Genomic DNA, 19408 nt, shown 5'->3' on the forward strand with positions numbered 1-19408 from the left:
AATAAGAAGACTTACCTTAGACGGTTAGACGGTCCGCTATTATTATCTTACATCCAACCACGCTAAAAATTGAGCTTGTTTGTCATGATTTAAATATTCTTGTGACACAATTTGTGACAGTAACTGTTGCTTTTCGTTATATGTTATATCAAGTACTTTTATTTTCTGTCGGCAAGTATATAAAAAGTCGATATACGAACTGTATGATGGTGGATATAACGCCTCAAGCTCTGCCATAATTGATTTTGTCAACTTAGGACTCGCACCATCAGTTGAGACACTGATAGTTAGCTTGTCGCGGTGTAGTGCACTTGGAAATACAACATTGCCATTTGATGCATCTCCAACATTATTAAAAAGGGCATGCTCAGGTAAGGCTTGTTTTACCGCTTCATTGACACGTGGCTCATTGGTTGCTGCAATAACTATATACGCGTCTACAATATCGCTTGGTTCAAATTCTTTTTCTTTCCATATGACGACACCGTTATCTACCATATTTTGAAGTTTTTCGGTGATTGTCGGACTGATGACCGTCATATGTTCAACGTATTGACTTAATGTTTGTGCCCGACGACTTGCAATGACGCCTCCACCAACTATGACGACATTTTTATTTGTTAAATCTATCATTAATGGCATATTCATGTTGAGCAACATCCTTTATATCTTTTTACGTCATTTCATCTTAAAACATTTAACACCAATCGCTAATAAACATCACGTTGATAGCGTTGTTGCTGTTTCATTTGACGCAATATCGTCTCCGCTTCTTCTTGAGAAATATGACGTTCTTTTACCAATACATCTTTAATGGCTTGATGGACATCTTTCGCCATACATTTTTCATCACCACAAATATAGATTGCTGCGCCTTGCTCAATCCATTCATTGAAACGTTCACTTTCTTCCATTATACGATGCTGTACATATTCTTTGTGTTCTTGGTCTCTTGAAAATGCTAAATCTACGCGTGTTAAGTTTCCATTTTCAAGCCATTCTTCTATTTCTTCTTCATATAAAAAGTCAGAACTACGGTGTTGATCGCCAAAGAACAACCATGTTTTCCCAGTCATACCAAGTTCTTCACGTTCTTGTAAATATGCTCTAAAAGGAGCAATTCCAGTACCTGGTCCAATCATAATAACCGGTATATCTTGCTTCATCGGAAATTTGAAGTTCGGATTTTTCTTCAAATAAATTGGTACTATATCGCCTGGTTTAATTCGCTCAGCAAAATGAACCGAGCATACACCTTTTCTCTCACGTCCATGTGCTTGATAACGAACCGTACCAACGGTAATATGCACTTCATCTGGCGTTGCCATAAAACTACTAGAAATCGAATACTCTCTTGGTGGTAATTTTCTAAGGATTTGATACATATTCTCAGGTTGTAATTCTATAGTTGGAAAATCTGTTATTAAATCTATAAAGTCCCGATTTATAACATATTCACGCGCCCATGACTCATCTTGAATACGTTCAGATAATTCTTCATTGTCAAAATAGATATCTGCATTTTTCAATAATGGCAATGTTAATTTAGTAAATTCAAAATGTGATGTTAGTGCTTCAACAATAGGAACTGTATCACCATGATCATTAATTGGCACCGGAGATTGCGGATCCCAACCTAACATGGATATTAGTTTTTCAACCAATTCAGGGTCGTTTTGCGGTAATGCTACTATACAATCTCCTGGTTCATATGATTCACTAAAATCATCAAGTAAAAATTCTATATGTCGTGTTTCTTTATTTGAATCGGTACCATTTAAATTGATATTCGCTAAAACTTCTGCTTGGTATGGATTTGATTTAGAATATTTCTTTTCTTTGGCAGACTTAATTGATTCACTTATCACCGATTCACTTTGAATACCTTCTGATGTAGTATCAATCATATTAATGATGTCTGCCATCCACTTTTCTGCGTCTTCTTCATAATCAATATCACAATCTACACGCTTACATATACGCTCAGCGCCTAGATTTTCTAGTAAAGCATCTACATCTTTACCGGCTTGACAGAAAAATTCATATGTTTGATCACCTAAAGCTAGTACTGAATATCTCACATGATTTAAATTAGGTGCGTTATCGTCTTCTAAAAATTCAAAGAAATCCCATGCATTATCAGGCGGTTCTCCTTCACCATGAGTAGACGTAATAATAAATAAATCTTCTAACTGTGCGATGTTTGTCGTATCATATTCATCCATTGACATCAAAACAACTTGATGTCCGATATCACTTAAACGTTCTGAAAAAATTTCAGCTAAACGCATGGCATTACCTGATTCAGAACCATATAGCACTGTAACATGCCGCTGATTAGCTTCGATATGTGGCTCTTTATTTTGTAACATATACGTTGTTGAAGTTGTTTGTTCTTCTGATATTTGTGATTGTTGCCACACTTCTGTCTCTAATTGTTGTTGATTACTATCACTTGTATCTTTACTATTAGCTAGTAAAAAACCACTAAGCCACTGTTGTTGGCTCTCTGTTAATGTTTGCAGCAGATTGTTAATCTCTGTGACTTGTTTTTCTGTAAATGGACTATTAGATGTATTTAATTTCAAATATTTTCACCTCAATAAACTTGAAATAGATGATTGACTCATTTTTTATCGATAGTTTAGTCAATTTTTTAATATGTATGGTATAAATTAAAACAAACTTGAGTTGTGTCTGATAGTTATACTTACAAATATTTACAACCTTCATGTTGCTTGAATGACATTATCAGTAATTCAGACAAAACTTTGATTATATCGTGTCAGTTATTAATGCATACAGTAATGCATCGTTGTTATTTTTTATTTATTTACTATTTATTATGTACCAAATCAGCCTTTCAGTAAAATAGGTCAAATTACTGATTTTCTAAATATAAAATGCCTCCTAATGACATACTATTAGTACATCATTAAGAGGCTCTTGTGTTATTTGCATACTAAGCGCTCAAATTTAAATTTAAGATGAAGATTCTTGCAATAATATTTCTATATTTGTCGATATATCCAATGGATCTTCCATTGGCAAGAATCGATTTACAACATTTCCTTGTCGATCGATTATAAATTTTGTGAAATTCCATTTTATTGGGGACCCAAAGATTCCTGGTTGTTCATTCTTTAAATGCGTAAATAACGGATGTTCATCGTTCCCGTTCACAGATATTTTAGCTAACACTGGAAATGTTACACCAAATTTCTCACGACTAATTTTCAAGATTTCTTCATTAGAACCTGGTTGTCGATTGTCAAAATTATTATTCGGAAAACTCAACACTACAAACCCACGATCCTTATATTTTTGAAACAAAGTCTCTAGTTTTTTCAATTGTTCGCTATATATACATTCTGTTGCAGTATTAACAACTAAAATCACTTTACCTCTAAATGCTTCTAATTTATAAGTTAAGCCTTTATAATCACTTACTTCGATATCATACACATTTCTATTATTCATAAGACACCCCTACACAGCCTTTTTTATATTGAATATATTCTTTTTAGAATGTTCTGATAAAATAAGTGCGCGTTTACACCGCGAACATACATTATATAGCGTGATACATTTTTCGAGCACACGATAAATAATGTTCGAGTTTATGTTGTTGCTCAACCTATCCGATTTACCGTCTTTTTTCACCTGTCTTACTTTATTAAAATAATCACATTGTATAGCTGTATTAGTCCAGCTACAATATCTTTCGTTATAACCCCTCATTATAATCATCCTTATTTTCTATTTTTAAAAAGACAATTAGACCGCTCTTTAAACTATAGATTAATACTTAAGTTAAACTCATACATACTGATACCATACGTTAGATCTAACAATTTAAAATTCGTTATAACTATGGATTAAAGAGCTGCCCAACTCATATAATCCTTAAAAACTTCACATGTGATTGTTTATTAAGCCCTCCTTTATCTTATTAAATATCCTTATAACCCTTTTAAAATTAAACTGACACACTCATACATTGTTACACGCGACGATAAACGTCATATTATTGCATATCATTAAAACAAGTCACTTTGTATCGTGTGCGACCGAATACATATTAAATCATCAATAATGATTATTCAATTATTAAAAATAAAAACGAACATTCTATATAGAGTTTCCACTTATTGTTTTTTCAGCATTGTCTACATTACTTAACATTCGTGTTTGTAAGTAATATTGACCGCCAATATTTAGACACTTTATAAGTATGCCATTCATCATTTTTAATCATATTATTTTTCTTATTGATATTTCTATTCATATATTTCTGATTGTATATTTAGATATAATAATTTGTTATTGGAAATTATATGAAACAAATTTGACTCATCTTTTTCAATATCTAAATGACACGATGCATGATTTTTGAATTTTGTAAGTAACTTCCTTTTAAATTAGACTGAATTGTGACAATTTTCAAACATTTTAATGTGTAAATCATTGGCAAAATATACGAATTGCATTTAAATCGTCAATTTACATATATTTTTGCGTAGTAATCAATCGTTATCATTGTTATTTATCGTTACATTACTTCGAGTATCAGTATGTATTTCGGGCTTCGTTTGATAACGACATTTCTTTGTGACATCGCTTCATCAGTGTAACAACAAATACAATGATTTCGTGATGTTAGTTACCCATTTTATGTGTTGCATAAAATATGTTGTTATAAAACATTTTAAATCATTTTATATAAACAATCTATATATTTTTGTTATTCCCAAAATATCACTTGTTATATTAAAAACCGACAAGACATTTTATCTTATCGGTTCAAATTTGGTATTGTTATTTGTAATGTTTTTAGGTTTCTTTTTAATATAATATATTTCAGTGAAAATACATGATTGATTGTGATTTCACTGAAACATGGTTAATTACGTTGTTGATGAATAACTTTAGCATAAATATAGGAAGTTATTTTGTACATCGCCATATATAGAAACGAAATTATAATGACAGCTAGTACGTAACTTGTTAAAAATATATGATGGTTATTAATACCTATCATATTTAGTAACGTATATACAATGTTACTAGAAATTAATGTATGAATCAGTGCTACTGTTATTGGTATTGCGAACAAGAAAGTCATTTGATTTCGTGTTATCTTTGCTATTCTTCCATTATCTAAACCAAGTTTTTTCATAATGTCATAATTGTGCTGATTTGCATAGGCTTCTGAAACTTGTTTATAGTACATCATTAAAAATATTCCAATGACAAGTACAATTGATACTACGCCACCTACAAATATTAGTCCACCTGTCAGACGATCCCAAACCATTAGCATTTCTGATTTAGAATTTATTGACGCATCGTATTTTTTCGATAGCTTTTGTATTTGTGATGTTGTTAATTTCGTCTTTCCAAATACATTAAAGTTTATCGATATTGTCGACTTCTTTTGTTCATGTGCATAAAATCCTTTTACTTTTTGTAATTGATTGTTATCTTTAACAATTAAAACCATACTATCTTGAATCATCATCAAATTTAACGCATGTGCGTCAAGTTGTTTCACTTTAAAGACTTCATTATTAAGACCGACCTTAGACTGCTTTTTAAAAATAGGTACATTCGTAATCATACCTATACTTTGATTGTCTAAGTATAATTTGTTTTGGTGATATCGATTATAATCTTGCACAGTAAGTGCTGTGATCATTACTGATTGCTTAGAAAATATCGAGCCTTCATTACCAATGAAGTCTATTGGAATATCATCACTAGCCTGTTTTAACTTGTAATAAGCACGATTCTTTTCTAAAGAAGCTCTAAATAATGTCGTTTCATATACTTTGAAGTCTTTTGCATTAACCGAACCCTGTATATCACGTTTAATATTCTCAATCGTTTGTTGACGTTCTATTTGTGACTTAGAATTGTCGCTAAATGACAAATCATAATCATTCGTAATCAATTTCGTAATGGTATGATTCATATCACGATAGGTTGTTAATGTCATTGTGAGCGTTACAATCAAAAATGTACACAGCAAAGTGATTGTTGCAAGACTGACTGCATTCATTTTAAGACGTACACGCATCCCAAATACCACAAAAAAATACCGTGGATGATAGTAAACTTTTGATACCTGCTGCAATATACTAATAATTATTTCACTTATACCTACAAAAAATGCATAAGTACCGATAATAACTAATCCTATGACAATCCATATTTTAAAAAAGGCACCAAACGTCGTATCTTGTTGTAATGCAATAAAGTAACCTAAATATAGTGCTGCGCTTCCTATAACAATTAAAACGTAACGCAACCATCGTGATATGACACTAGAATCGGAACGATGTTGATAAGTTATCGGCCGTTGAAAATTAATACTGAACAAGTTGAATATAAGTAGCATGCCCATTAATACAGCAATGATAATCAAAGTAATAAACATCGCTACAGAGTCAAATGGATAATACCTTAACGTCGCAACTTCACTGCCCATTATTTTCTGTATAAACAAGAAAAATATCGCACCAAGTAAGTATCCGCCGGCAATACTAACGACTGAAATTATCACAAATTGTAAGATAGTTTCCATCACTACAATTAAACGCATACTTTTCTTGGTCATGCCCAATGTCATAAAAATGCTAAACTCTTTTCGTCTTTGTGACATCATAAAGTGATTTGCATAGAAAATAAAAATAAAAGTTAAAAGCGCCATAAAAAAATTAGCTATGATAATAAATGGTACTAGGAAGTCATTCTTCTGTTTTATGTAGCTATTTAACCCAATTGACACAAGCGTATATTCAATCATGAATAGTACACTTACCGCTAAAATGAATGGAATGATTACAAGTCGCTGCGTAATAAATTGACGTCGCACTATGTGCCATAACAATCTTAACTTCATATATTGACACTTCCTCCATTCACAAGTGCTAAGCTATCTGTTATTCGTTGTTGAAAAGCTAATTGACTTTCTTCACCACGATATATTTCATGATATAGACGCCCATCTTTAATAAAAATGACTCGCTCTGCATAAGACGCATCGATATTTGAATGAGTTACCATTAAAATTGTCTGTTCCAATTGATGAATCTCTTGAAATAACATCATCAATGCCTTTGATGTTTTTGAATCAAGTGCACCTGTAGGTTCATCGGCTAGTAAAATCGTCGGTTTAGTAACTAATGCACGTGCAATGGCAATGCGTTGCTTCTGACCCCCAGAGATTTCAGAAGGATACTTGTTTAAGAATCCCTCTAAATGTAATTGTACTGCCAACTGATGTACCCTTTGTTCTATATCTTTTCGTTTAGCACCAGCTAAAATTAATGGCATCATTATATTTTCTTTATTCGTCATTGTTGGTAAAAGATTAAAATCTTGAAAAACAAAACCTACCATTTGTTGACGATACAGTGCTTTACTTTTATTTTTCATATTATTTAAATGTGCGCCATCCACAATAATGTCACCTTCAGTTAGTCCATCAAAAGAAGCAATTAAATTTAGTAGTGTAGACTTCCCTGACCCAGACTCACCCATAATTGCAACAAATTCACCAGCTCCAACTGATAAATTCATTTGATTAAGTGCTGTCGTAGCATTCAAACCTTTACCATAAACCTTTTTTACATGTTTCACTTCTAGCAACATGGCATGCACCTCATTTCTTTGTTAGTATCTATATTAAAACAAAAAAATACTAATAACATTTAAATTAGTAAAAAAATGTTACTAGTATACTTACAATATTGAAAGTTTTTATTCATCTGGAAATTGAATCGTAAATGTTGTACCCTCATTTTGTTTAGATACGACTGAAACAGGATGGTTTGTGTGAGTTGAAATTTGTTTTACGATAAATAAGCCAATCCCACTTGAGTTACTTTGACGCTGGCCATTATAACCTGAATAGCCCTTATCAAATATTTTAGGCAAGTCCGCTTCACTAATACCGATACCATTATCTTTTACGTATAATTGATTGGATTGCTCATCAAATTCAATCCATATATCTTTACCTCTCGCATACTTAAGTGCATTATTTATTAATTGTTCTATCATTAAAGAGGTCCATCTAACGTCAGTTAATACTTCGTGATGACAAGGTTCATAATGGATTTTTGTTTTTTGATCAATAAACTGTATTGAATATTTCATAATAATTGGGCGAATGATATTATTAATCGAAATTTTAGTGACAGAAATATCAGAAGTTTCATTTAATAACTTTAAATAACTAAGTGCTAAACTTGTATAGTTATCAATTTGAATAACCTCTTGACGAACACGATTAACAACATTAGGCTCATCTCTTTCAAGTAACAGTTGTGCTGCAGTAATGGGTGTTTTCATTTGATGTACCCATGTTAAAAAGTAGCTCTCTACATCATTTTTATATTCAATTTGTTCATTTTTAAGCTGATACAACGCAGTTTCTAAGTTTTCAATTTGTTGTTGTTGGCTTATAGTTTTTACAAAACTTAAATATTTAATACCTATGAATATGAGTAATAATAATAAAATAACGCCAAGTGCTAGTAAATATGCTTCTAATGGCAAATGATACAGGTAAAACATTAAGCCAAATAAAGCAAAAATAACTATGACTATTGCTATTTCCTGAGTAATACTTTTAAGAAAGGTCATTGCATTCACCCTATACTTTATATCCGACATTTTTCTTTGTAATGATAAAATCATTAACGCCAATAGTATTTAATTTTTTACGTAGGCGCGTCATGTTAACAGCTAATGTGTTATCATCTATGAAGTTTTCTGATTCCCAACATTTTTCAATTAAAGCAGTTCTACTTACATATTTATCTTCATTTTGAAATAATAACTTTAATATTTGTAATTCAGTCAAAGATAGCTGTATGTTTTGTTCTTGATACACGACTTTTGCTTCATCTAATATTAATGTACAACCTTTAACCGTCAATGAATCATTAGCTACTGACAAGTCATAAGTTCGTCTCAATAATGCTTGAATTTTGGCAATCGTTAATGACAAGTTAAATGGTTTTTCGATAAAATCATCTCCCCCCATTTGTATTGCCATAATTTGGTCCATATTATCAATACGGGAACTAATAAATATAATTGGCACATTAGATGTTTTTCGGATTTCTTGACACCAATGAAAACCATTTAACGTTGGCAAATTAATATCTAGCAATACAAGCTGAGGTTGATGTTGGTTAAAGATAGACAGTATATCATCAAATTGTTCAACGACAATAACACCGTAATTCCATTTTTTAAGTTCAGATGCTAAACTTTCTGCTATAACAAAATCATCTTCAACAATTAATATTTTCATCTATAATCTTCTTCCTTCAATTGAATTATCCTTTGTTATCTTTTTGTTCTTTAGCCTGCTGCAATGACGGCTCTTGATTTGAACTTTCCGTGTCATTTGTATTTTGATTTAGTGTATTTGCTTTTTCTTTCTCGAGTTGCTTTTTCTTCGTACGTTTACGCTCTTCTAAAATAGACAACACTATAAAGAATATGATTAATAATGGAGATAACATTACTAGTATCATTTTTCCACCTCAAATTATATTTAATTCTATATTTTCACACGCTTCTATTCTAACGCTTTCTATAACAAATTGTCATATATATTCATTTTTTGTTATTCTAAATCACTCTGTTTACATATTTTTAACTAAAACTACATAATTGCTCAAAATTCCTCTTTTACACTGAAGACATAGTCATATACTCAGGAGGATGTCTTATGTTATCAGTTAAAAAAGCCACAAAATTTGCAGTTGCTAACCTTATTATCGTGTCAACGGTTTTTAGTTCTGTCACACCTGCAATTGCGCAATCCGATAAAAGTTCTAAAGATGAAAGTTTCGCGGTTGGTAATACTAAAAATCCAAAAAATGTTATCTTTTTAGTTGGCGATGGCATGGGTCCATCATTTAACACAGCTTATCGTTATTATAAAAATGATCCGCATGCTAAAGAAATGACCCCTACTGCTTTTGATTCATATTTAAAAGGCACAAATCGTACATATTCAAATGACCCAAAACAGAATATTACTGATTCTGCAGCTGGCGGAACAGCCTTTAGTTCTGGTCATAAGACATATAATGGTGCCATCGGTGTTGACAGTAACAAGCAGAAAGTAAAGACGGTGCTTGAACGTGCAAAAGAAAAAGGTAAGTCGACTGGTCTTGTTTCAACAGCTGAATTAACAGATGCAACACCAGCAGCATATGCTGCACACGTGACTTCTAGAGATGATAAAAACGAAATCGCTAAACAATTTTATAAAGATAAAATCAACGGAAAGCATAAAGTTGATGTTTTATTAGGCGGCGGCGCTAAATATTTCGGTAAAAGTAATGGCAATTTAGATAAAAAATTCAAAAATGATGGTTACGACCTTGCCACAAACAGTAAGGAGTTATCAAAATCTGATAAAGATAAAGTTCTTGGTTTGTTTGCAGATAAAAATATGCCACTTGCAATAGATGCTTCTAAAGACGAACCATCATTAGCTGATATGCAACAAAGTGCACTTAGTAAGCTTGAGCGTAATAAAAAAGGATTCTTTTTAATGGTCGAAGGTGCTTCTATAGATAAATCAGCGCATTCCAACGATATTACAGGCGTTATGTCTGAAATGGAAGGTTTTGAAAAAGCATTCGATGACGCCATTCAATATGCTAAGAAACATAAAGATACACTTGTCGTTGCAACAGCAGATCACTCTACTGGTGGTCTAACAATTGGTAAAGATAAAGGATACGAATGGAATCCTCAACCGATTAAATCGATGAAACACTCTGGATCATATATGACAGAAAAAATGGCTAAAGGTGAAGACCCTGAAAAAGTTATTAATGAAGGTTATGGCTTTGAATTTTCACAAGATGATATGAAAAAGGTTAAAAAAGAGAATAAAAAGCTAAAAAGACTACTTAAAAAAGAAAAAGACGAAAAATCCGCAAAAGTAGAAACGCAAACAAAAGCCCTACAACACGCTATTCAGAAGCCAGTAAATGATAAATCTTATACAGGGTGGACTTCCGATGGACATACAGGCGAGGATGTTAATACCTACGCTTATGGACCTAGATCAGAATCATTTAGTGGTAATATCGAAAATACAGAAAGCGCAAAAATAATATTTGATATATTCAAGTAAAGCATAAAAAAATTCCCGAGCACTATAACAAGGTGTTCGGGAATTTTTTATGGTTTAATTTAGTACTCAATGTTAGGTGCTTGGTTAACACGTTCTTGGTATTTTTTAAATGCGTAGTATAAACCGCCAACTAATGTTAAAATAACTGCTAATTTTTTCATCATTCAAACTCCTTTCTAAGATGTGTTGAAACTGAGTTCAATTAAATTATATGTTTTTATTATACACTTTTTGACATATTTTTTAAATTTAAGAATGCGAAGATTTTTAACATTTCTGATGCTAGCTTTCTTTTTCATCTTTCAAATGCTTAATAAAATCAAAGCCAGGTCGCCCTTTAGCCAATGCTTCCATCACATCATACCAATCCGAACCGACTTGTTGATATATATTTTGCAATAATTCATCTTGCGCCTTGTTCAATTCAGCAATGAGTTGATCGCCTTTATCCGTCGAATATAATTTTTTGACACGTCGATCAGTCTCTAAAACTTTTTCAATAATGAGACCTTGCTCTTTTAATTTTTGAAGTGTTGCATGTGATCCTTGTTTAGAAATTTCTAATATTTCTAGTAATGATTTAATAGTAATACCAGGTAATTTATTGATAAAAAACAAAAAACGATGATGCTGACGGCTCATACCATACTTCTCTATAATTTCATCAGCGGTAGTAATAAACGTTTTATATGCAAAATAAAACAACATATGCTCATAATCGTTTTTATTGGTCGACATGATGATGACTCCTTTCAAAGCGTTAACCTCATTATAATAAAATTTATAATGTAAGTCATACAAATGATGATAAAACTATAAGCTAAATCTAAGTTTCACGAGAAACATTTTTGTGTATCAGCAAATTGCGCCAATCATATTAATACAAATTTAATTTAAACACTTAGAAATGTTAGTCGTGCGTAAATAGTTTGTATCTCTCACTCTGTGTATTTAATGCAACCACATATTTTCCAGGAAATAATTAATCATTCACCATCCATGTTATAGCACGCTTAATCGCTTGGTCCCAATATGCATAATCATGATCTCCTGGTCCATCTTCAAATTGATAAGGAACATTTATGCGTGATAAATAATCGATAAAATCTAAGTTGTCTTGATATAAAAAGTCTTGTTTACCACACATAATGAGCAGTTTTGGAATTTGTTTATCTTCAGCTACAGCTTTGTCTAGCAAATAATACGGATCATGTTCAGTTCCTTTAACACTTGAAAGATTGCCAATTATGGCCTCTTTTGAAAAATCATTCCACTCTAGATCCATTAAATTTTGCGCTTCGAACACAGCAGATAATGGTACAGCTTTGGCAAATTTATCCCCTTGTGTTAATGCAAATTTAATTGTGCCATATCCTCCCATAGAGTGACCTGCTATAAAATTGTCATCACGCTTTTTGGAAAGTGGAAATATTTGATGAACATAATCATATACTTCCAAAATATAATCATAATAGCTATGACCATATGCCATGTTAGCATATGCGCTATGATCCACATTGGGCATAATCACAGCTAATTTGTGTTCATTCGCATACCTTTCTATGCTTGTATATCTCATATATGTCGTTTCATCACTTGATAATCCATGTAACAACATTAAAGTTTTTAATGGTTTAGCAGTTGTATCGTTATTAAAGAAGCTTTGATCTTCCGGTAAAATGACTGTCATATTTTGATGCATACCAATTGTTGGTGAATGATAGTTTAATGAAATATAAGCCATACGTCATGACCCCTTTCTAATTCTACTTTATCAACATTTTACGCTTAATCAATTCACTTTAAAATCATTTTCAACAAAAAAACCGAATACAAATGTATTCGGCCTAAAAAAGTATTTACGCTTTTTCTTTATGATCTTGCTTGCGTTTTCTAAGCAATAGTAATGATCCTAATAATGCCATCATTGCACCAAATAAAGTTGCATTTGTGTTTTCGCTCTTATCTCCTGTTTCTGGTAAAGCATCAGTTTTGTGTTGTTTTGATACCTTATTAGAATGGTTTACTTCACCTTTAGGATTTGATGGTGCTTTCTGTTCATTATTTGGTGGTGTAACTCTTGAATCGGAGTCACTATCTGAGTCCGAATCGCTATCTGAATCCGAGTCGCTATCTGAATCTGAATCTGAATCGCTATCTGAGTCTGAGTCGCTGTCTGATTCTGAATCACTGTCTGAGTCTGAATCGCTATCTGAGTCTGAGTCGCTGTCTGATTCTGAATCGCTGTCTGAGTCTGAGTCGCTATCTGAATCTGAATCGCTGTCTGAGTCTGAATCGCTGTCTGAATCCGAATCGCTATCTGAGTCTGAGTCGCTGTCTGAATCTGACTCACTGTCTGAATCCGAATCGCTATCTGAATCTGAGTCGCTGTCTGAATCTGAATCGCTGTCTGAGTCTGAATCACTGTCTGAGTCTGAGTCGCTATCTGAATCCGAATCGCTATCTGAGTCTGAATCGCTATCTGAATCTGAGTCGCTGTCTGAGTCTGAATCGTTGTCTGAATCCGAATCGCTATCTGAGTCCGAGTCACTGTCTGAATCTGACTCACTATCTGAATCTGAGTCGCTATCTGAGTCTGAATCGCTATCTGAATCTGAGTCACTGTCTGATTCTGAATCACTGTCTGATTCTGAGTCACTGTCTGAATCCGAATCGCTGTCTGAATCCGAATCGCTATCTGAACCTGAGTCGCTGTCTGAATCTGACTCACTATCTGAATCTGAGTCGCTATCTGATTCTGAATCGCTATCTGAATCTGAGTCACTGTCTGATTCTGAATCGCTGTCTGATTCTGAATCACTGTCTGATTCTGAGTCACTGTCTGAATCCGAATCCGGATCCGGGTCTGGGCTTGGTTCTGGATCTGGCGTTGGTTCCGGATCCGGGTCTGGGCTTGGTTCTGGATCTGGCGTTGGTTCCGGTTCTGGGTCTGGACTTGGTTCTGGATCTGGCGTTGGTTCTGGTTCTGGGTCTGGACTTGGTTCTGGGTCAACCGGCGGCCCTGGAGTTGGGTCTTTCGGATTTACTGCTGAATCACCATCAGCACTTCCACCACCATAACGTACAACATTCTCATTATTCCAACCGAAAATACTGTAGTCTTTACCTGTCGCTGGGTCAATATTTTCTTGAATAACCTGTGTTTTCAAGTTTTTACCAGTATTATCATAGTGACCTTCCACTAATACAACATACGTTTTAGTAATATCGCCAAAATTAATACTTGCTACATTTTGGTATTTATAAGTGATTTTATCCTTAAATTCATTCGTTACTTCTTTAAGGTTAGAGTCATTTGGGTCCGCATAGTAGCTATCTGATAATTTAGATGTATCATTCACTTCAAAAATTCTCAGTTTTGTATCTGTAGCACTTACTTTACCGCTACTTTCTTCGATTTTATCTTGGTAACCTTTAATATACACCCACGTATTACCTAAAACTCGTTGCTTAGGGTTAACAAATACTGTTTGCTTGTATGTGTTTTGACCTGAAGCTGTATCTACACCAATAATTTGAGAAGAAATATTTGCGCCATTTGGTTTATCAATTCCTGCAATAGGCGAACTATAGTTATAAGTAATTTTATTATCAAACATTTCATCCGCAATATTAATATTTGCATCGTATGTTCCTGATTTAGGTGCCTTTGCTCTGTCTGTAAATAAAGGTAATGAAAATTGTCCGTTAATATTTTCTTTTTCATTTACATAATCTGTAAAGACAAATGTATATGTCTTAGTCAAGATATCATATGTTGCTTTAGCTACAACATCACCATTCGTGCTTTTAATATCTGCAATTGGCATCGTATTATTCGAATTAGAGTAATCCACGTCTCCATTACCAGTTACACTATCTGGTAACTTCGCTGTAAAATAATCCCCTGATTTCACTTGTCCAGTCACTGTAAAGTTTGCCGCCATAAAAGTATTACCACTTTGGTTAGGGTCAAATGTAGTCTTTTCTAATTGAAAATCTTTTGCCGTAACTTTATCATTTACATTTGTACCTTTAGCATCAGCAGCATTTACTACAGGTTCAGCAACTGCAAGACTACGTACAGCTCTCGTTCTAACACTTGGTTTACTAGTTCCTTGCGCATTGGAAATTGTTTGTGGTGATGATTGTGGTAAATCTAATGTTTGAGGATTTTTAAGCTCACTGTTTGTCGCTATGCTATTAGCATCATTCGTTGTTTTATTATCTACTTGAGAATTTGCTTCTTGAGGAACAGTTTGATCTTGCATTTTTGCAGCAGTTGCTTGATCTTTAATTGCCGTCGGTTGAGGTGTTTCATTTGTTGAAGCTGGCTCTGTTGTAGTGGTATTGCTCGTTTGTGTAGACATTGGTTTTGTTGTGCTATCTACATTCGCACTGTTTGTGTTTGCACTAATATCAGATGTATCATTAGCCGTTGTATTTAATTGAGGTGTTTCTATCATATTGTTTTTTTCGGAATCTGCACTTGCATTATTTTTCGAAGATTGCGTTGTATCGTTCGATTGTTCTGAAGCTTGTGCTTGATGATTGCCTATCCCAAATAGTATAGTTGCCCCTACTATTACTGATGTGGTACCTACTGTAAAACGTCTAATCGAATACTTATTCTGCTTATTCGACAAATAATCAATTCTTTTTTTCAAAAATATTACTCCATTTCAATTTCTAGATTAGTCTAAATTGTATAATGAAATAAGAATTATATCAATTGCTTTTCGAAAAAAATTACGTAAAATTTGTTTTCTTCCTATTTATATAACTTAAAATTTTCTGTTAACTAGCAAAAATCAATATACCATTTTTACACTATTGCAAATGTTTTACTTTTCAAAAACTTAGAAGTTCTAAATTATTCATAACCTGAAATGTTATTGCAATTTCAACGATAAATTTAACTAACATTTTAAATTATTCATCATGCTAGCAAAAAAGGCCTAACGTATAAATGTACGTTAGACCTCATGTTCAACTTATTCATTTTACATTGTATATTAAACACATACATCATTGAATAAATGTTTGCTTACTAACCAATTTTTATGATCTTTAACAACAAGTTTTTCATCTTTAAGTTCATGAATAATATGACCAGCTGTTTCCCGGGAAATCCCAGCCATATCACTCATGAGTTGAATAGTTAAAAACTGTTTGATTTCATAAAATTCATCTTGATCGTATCCTACTGTCTGACATAGATGGCATATCAATTTGATAATTCGATCTTTAGCAAATTTACTTGTTAATGCCATGTTATAGTTCATGTGTTGCTGCTCATTATCATTTATTAATGCAAAAAGTGTCAAAAATATATCATCATTAGCTTTGCACAAAAAGGCCATCAATTCTCTAGGCAATCCAAGAACTGTACAATCGGTTAATGCTGTACACAATTCATTAACCTCTTTCGGATGAAATAAGTTACTGATTGGAAATAATACTTGCTCTTTATTAAAATAACGATATACATCTCCATTTTGATTGTAATGTTCTCTAATAATGTTACCTTCAATTAAAAAGTAAATATTGCTACTTTCTTGTGGCGAAAAATAAATAACTTGGCCTTTCGTATAATGTCTGACAAAACATTCACTTTGATATGGTTGTAATATACTATATGGGATATTAATGTAATCTGCTAATGCCTTTAGTTCATGTTCTAATTTATTATTTCTACCCAAAATAAAGTTTTCTGTCATAAGTTAAACTCCTTCAAACCTTGCAAAGTGTCAGCAGACAACTTTTTCATTTGAATCAACGGAGAAACATATTTAATGTTTTGTCGCGTGATAAAGTGCTACATGTGAATGTGTGTACCTTTATTACCAATCAAAGCTTCGTATGCCTGCTCTAAATTGGTAATGATAACTTTTTTGTTTTCCCCACTTTCAACAAATCGTATCGCAGCTTCTATTTTTGGCAACATCGATCCTTCCGCAAACTTACCTTGTGCCGCGTATTTTTTCAGTGTTGCTACATCAATATCATCGATTTGTTGTTGATTAGGTTCATTAAAGTTAATAAATACATTTTCTACATTCGTAAGAATCATTAAGGTATCTGCTTCAATCAGCGTTGCTAATTTCTCACTAGCAAAATCTTTATCTATAACCGCTTCAACACCTTCATAGGTATTTTCTTTTTTTATAACTGGAATACCGCCACCACCGCATGCAATGACAATATTTTTACCGTCTGCTAAAGTTCGAATTAACTGGTGTTCTAGTATAGATTGAGGTAGTGGTGACGCAACTACTTTTCTATAACCACGTCCTGCATCTTCTTTAAAGACTGAGTCTGGCTGTTCTTTTTGTAATTCTTCAACTTCTTCTTTCGTATAAAAAGGACCAATTGGTTTAGTTGGGTTATCAAATCTTGGATCATCTTTATCTACTTCCACACGTGTAACGATTGTGCCTACGGTTCTATCACTATTCATTTCAGTTAAAATGCGATTGATTTCAGTTTCCAACCAATAGCCTATCATACCCTGTGACATTGCACCACAAGTATCCAATGGCATTGCCGGCGTTGTGTCACTGTTCGATTTAGCTTGTTGGATTAATAAACTTCCAATTTGTGGGCCATTACCATGTGAAATGACAATACGCGCTGGTGAATCAAATAAAGGTTTAAGGTTTTGCATCGCACGTCTAATAGCTGTTTGTTGTGCTTCAGCTGTTGCTTCTTTTGTCTGTATCGCATTACCGCCTAATGCAATGACAATTTTCTCTTTCATATTTTTGTCGCTCCTTTTAAAAAACATTTATCGTTCCCATCAATAACTTAATTAATCCGATAACTGCAAGTACGATAATAATCATAAAAAGAATATAGTCTGATTTAATCAAACGTGTCTGATTATTCTTTTGAACGATTGAATAAACAAGAAGAGCTGGAATATAAAGTAACATCGTCAATAATAAGTAATTGATACCTGCTGCATATATAAGCCATATAGCATAAATTGAGGCTATGATGCCAATCGTCCATTGTTTAGTAGTTGCTTGCTGTCGATGCTCTAAAGTGTATTTAACTTGGTAAAATGCACTGAACATGTAAGGGTATAAAATAGCACTTGATGCTAGTGAAAATGCAAATTGATACGCACTCTGTGTAAATAGCATACTTATTAAAAATAATTGTACTAATATATTGGTAATAAGCAGTGCATTTACAGGTGCTCCATTTTTATTTTCTTTAGCAAACCATTTTGGAAATAATCCATCTTTTGCAACAATGAAAGGTAATTCACCAGCAAGCAATGTCCATCCTAACCATGCACCTAGTACCGAAATAATTAAACCAATATTTACAAGTGTAGATCCCCAACCACCTACAATAGTTGCAAGCACCTGTGCCATACTTGGCGAATCTAATTGAGAAATATGATTTTGCAAAATCACGCCTTGAGCTAATACAGTTAATAAGAAATAGATAATTAAAACTGATATAAGTCCTATAACCGTGGCACTACCTACATCTTTTTTATTTTTAGCTCTACTAGAAAAAATTACTGCACCCTCGATACCGATAAACACCCAAACTGTCACTAGCATCGTACTTTTAACTTGGCTCATTGTGCTCGCCCAACTAAATGGCAATACACCCTCTGACGTCATACCGAAAAAGCCTGTTTTAAAAGTGTCAAAATTGAATGCAATTATCATGCATATGATTACAAGTAAAATCGGTATTAACTTTGCAACAGTAACAATACTATTGATAAATGCTGCTGTTTCAACGCCTTTTAAAATCAAGAAATGGACACCCCAGAGTAGTAACGAGGCGACAATAATACTTGGTAATGTGTTGCCTCCTTTAAAAATCGGGAAAAAGTTACCTACTGCTGACATCAATAGTGTTGCATAGGCAACATTGCCTAAAAACGCTGAGAACCAATATCCCCAAGCACTGATAAATCCTACAAAATCGCCAAATCCTGCTTGAGCATAACTATAAATACCACCGTCTAGCTCCGGCCGTTCATTGGTTAAATTTTGAAATACGAACGCTAATGAAATCATTCCTATAGCTGTAATAATCCAACCAATAATAATGGCTAATCCACCGGCTTTACCGCCCATATCAGACATTATATTGAACGCACCGCCACCAATCATGGATCCTATAACTAGTCCAATTAAAGAAGATTTACTGAGTTTGTTATCTCCTGATTCGTTCATATTCATTTCTCCTTTAATACCAATA

At 33.2% G+C, this 19408-nt stretch carries 19 protein-coding genes; 2 read left to right on the forward strand and 17 right to left on the reverse strand.

The features are described from left to right. Nucleotides 1-42: 42 nt before the first annotated feature. Together KI230_RS13225 and KI230_RS13230 are read right to left on the reverse strand one after the other, a co-directional pair. Nucleotides 43-648, reverse strand: a complete 606-nt coding sequence (locus tag KI230_RS13225) for an NAD(P)-binding protein (RefSeq protein WP_001057049.1) — start codon at nt 646-648, stop codon at nt 43-45. A 62-nt stretch (nt 649-710) separates the two neighbouring features. After that, on the reverse strand, nt 711-2588 hold the full coding sequence (locus KI230_RS13230; protein ID WP_000775141.1) for an assimilatory sulfite reductase (NADPH) flavoprotein subunit: 1878 nt from the start codon (nt 2586-2588) through the stop codon (nt 711-713). Between the two features lie 194 nt (nt 2589-2782). Here KI230_RS13230 and KI230_RS13235 point away from each other — a divergent pair, with 194 nt between their 5' ends. Next, nucleotides 2783-2875, forward strand: coding sequence for a hypothetical protein (locus KI230_RS13235; protein ID WP_010956583.1), 93 nt, complete (start codon nt 2783-2785; stop codon nt 2873-2875). Nucleotides 2876-2982: 107 nt separating this feature from the next. Here KI230_RS13235 and KI230_RS13240 read toward each other — a convergent pair whose 3' ends face one another. From KI230_RS13240 to KI230_RS13275, 8 genes are all read right to left on the reverse strand, one after another. Next, nucleotides 2983-3480, reverse strand: coding sequence for a glutathione peroxidase (locus KI230_RS13240; RefSeq protein WP_001065268.1), 498 nt, complete (start codon nt 3478-3480; stop codon nt 2983-2985). A gap of 9 nt (nt 3481-3489) precedes the next feature. Then, nucleotides 3490-3750, reverse strand: a complete 261-nt coding sequence (locus KI230_RS13245) for a hypothetical protein (RefSeq protein WP_001791974.1) — start codon at nt 3748-3750, stop codon at nt 3490-3492. Nucleotides 3751-4131: 381 nt separating this feature from the next. Next, nucleotides 4132-4245, reverse strand: a complete 114-nt coding sequence (locus KI230_RS13250) for a hypothetical protein (RefSeq protein ID WP_072384844.1) — start codon at nt 4243-4245, stop codon at nt 4132-4134. Between the two features lie 658 nt (nt 4246-4903). Continuing rightward, nucleotides 4904-6904 (reverse strand): FtsX-like permease family protein, encoded by a 2001-nt coding sequence (locus tag KI230_RS13255; RefSeq protein ID WP_045178208.1) that lies wholly within the window; start codon nt 6902-6904, stop codon nt 4904-4906. Continuing rightward, nucleotides 6901-7656, reverse strand: a complete 756-nt coding sequence (locus tag KI230_RS13260; protein ID WP_000923760.1) for an ABC transporter ATP-binding protein — start codon at nt 7654-7656, stop codon at nt 6901-6903. Before KI230_RS13260 ends, KI230_RS13255 begins: the two co-directional genes overlap by 4 nt. 108 nt (nt 7657-7764) lie before the next feature. Beyond that, nucleotides 7765-8652, reverse strand: a complete 888-nt coding sequence (gene nsaS / locus KI230_RS13265) for a nisin susceptibility-associated two-component system sensor histidine kinase NsaS (protein WP_000143426.1) — start codon at nt 8650-8652, stop codon at nt 7765-7767. Nucleotides 8653-8662: 10 nt separating this feature from the next. Further along, nucleotides 8663-9328 carry a nisin susceptibility-associated two-component system response regulator NsaR gene (gene nsaR, locus KI230_RS13270; RefSeq protein ID WP_000697877.1) on the reverse strand — a complete coding sequence of 222 codons (666 nt, stop codon included), beginning with the start codon at nt 9326-9328 and terminating at the stop codon, nt 8663-8665. A 25-nt stretch (nt 9329-9353) separates the two neighbouring features. Then, nucleotides 9354-9554 (reverse strand): hypothetical protein, encoded by a 201-nt coding sequence (locus KI230_RS13275; protein WP_000604727.1) that lies wholly within the window; start codon nt 9552-9554, stop codon nt 9354-9356. 197 nt (nt 9555-9751) lie between these two features. Here KI230_RS13275 and KI230_RS13280 point away from each other — a divergent pair, with 197 nt between their 5' ends. Further along, nucleotides 9752-11176, forward strand: a complete 1425-nt coding sequence (locus KI230_RS13280; RefSeq protein ID WP_000953748.1) for an alkaline phosphatase — start codon at nt 9752-9754, stop codon at nt 11174-11176. Between the two features lie 59 nt (nt 11177-11235). On the opposite strand, the gene KI230_RS13875 is transcribed toward KI230_RS13280, so the two are convergent. From KI230_RS13875 to arcD, 7 genes are all read right to left on the reverse strand, one after another. Next, entirely contained in the window at nt 11236-11337 is a 102-nt protein-coding gene (locus tag KI230_RS13875; RefSeq protein WP_000731976.1) for an SE2200 family small protein, read from the reverse strand. Nucleotides 11338-11458: 121 nt separating this feature from the next. Next, complete coding sequence (locus KI230_RS13290) at nt 11459-11914, reverse strand: MarR family winged helix-turn-helix transcriptional regulator (protein WP_000106185.1); 456 nt, start codon at nt 11912-11914, stop codon at nt 11459-11461. Nucleotides 11915-12158: 244 nt separating this feature from the next. Further along, a complete protein-coding gene (locus tag KI230_RS13295) occupies nt 12159-12920 on the reverse strand; it encodes an alpha/beta hydrolase (protein ID WP_214958283.1) in 762 nt (253 codons plus the stop codon). Nucleotides 12921-13035: 115 nt separating this feature from the next. After that, nucleotides 13036-15843, reverse strand: coding sequence for an MSCRAMM family adhesin clumping factor ClfB (clfB, locus tag KI230_RS13300; RefSeq protein WP_117216863.1), 2808 nt, complete (start codon nt 15841-15843; stop codon nt 13036-13038). Nucleotides 15844-16191: 348 nt separating this feature from the next. Next, complete coding sequence (locus KI230_RS13305; protein ID WP_000138214.1) at nt 16192-16896, reverse strand: Crp/Fnr family transcriptional regulator; 705 nt, start codon at nt 16894-16896, stop codon at nt 16192-16194. Nucleotides 16897-16994: 98 nt separating this feature from the next. Next, the gene (gene arcC / locus KI230_RS13310; RefSeq protein WP_000660026.1) at nt 16995-17936 is read right to left on the reverse strand and encodes a carbamate kinase; all 942 of its coding nucleotides are present in this window, start codon (nt 17934-17936) and stop codon (nt 16995-16997) included. A 16-nt stretch (nt 17937-17952) separates the two neighbouring features. Beyond that, nucleotides 17953-19383: an arginine-ornithine antiporter gene (gene arcD / locus KI230_RS13315; protein WP_001005835.1), complete on the reverse strand. Its 1431-nt coding sequence runs from the start codon at nt 19381-19383 to the stop codon at nt 17953-17955. Nucleotides 19384-19408 lie beyond the last annotated feature (25 nt).

The sequence above is a fragment of the Staphylococcus sp. MZ3 genome (assembly GCF_018622755.1).
In the GTDB taxonomy this organism is placed as follows: domain Bacteria; phylum Bacillota; class Bacilli; order Staphylococcales; family Staphylococcaceae; genus Staphylococcus; species Staphylococcus aureus.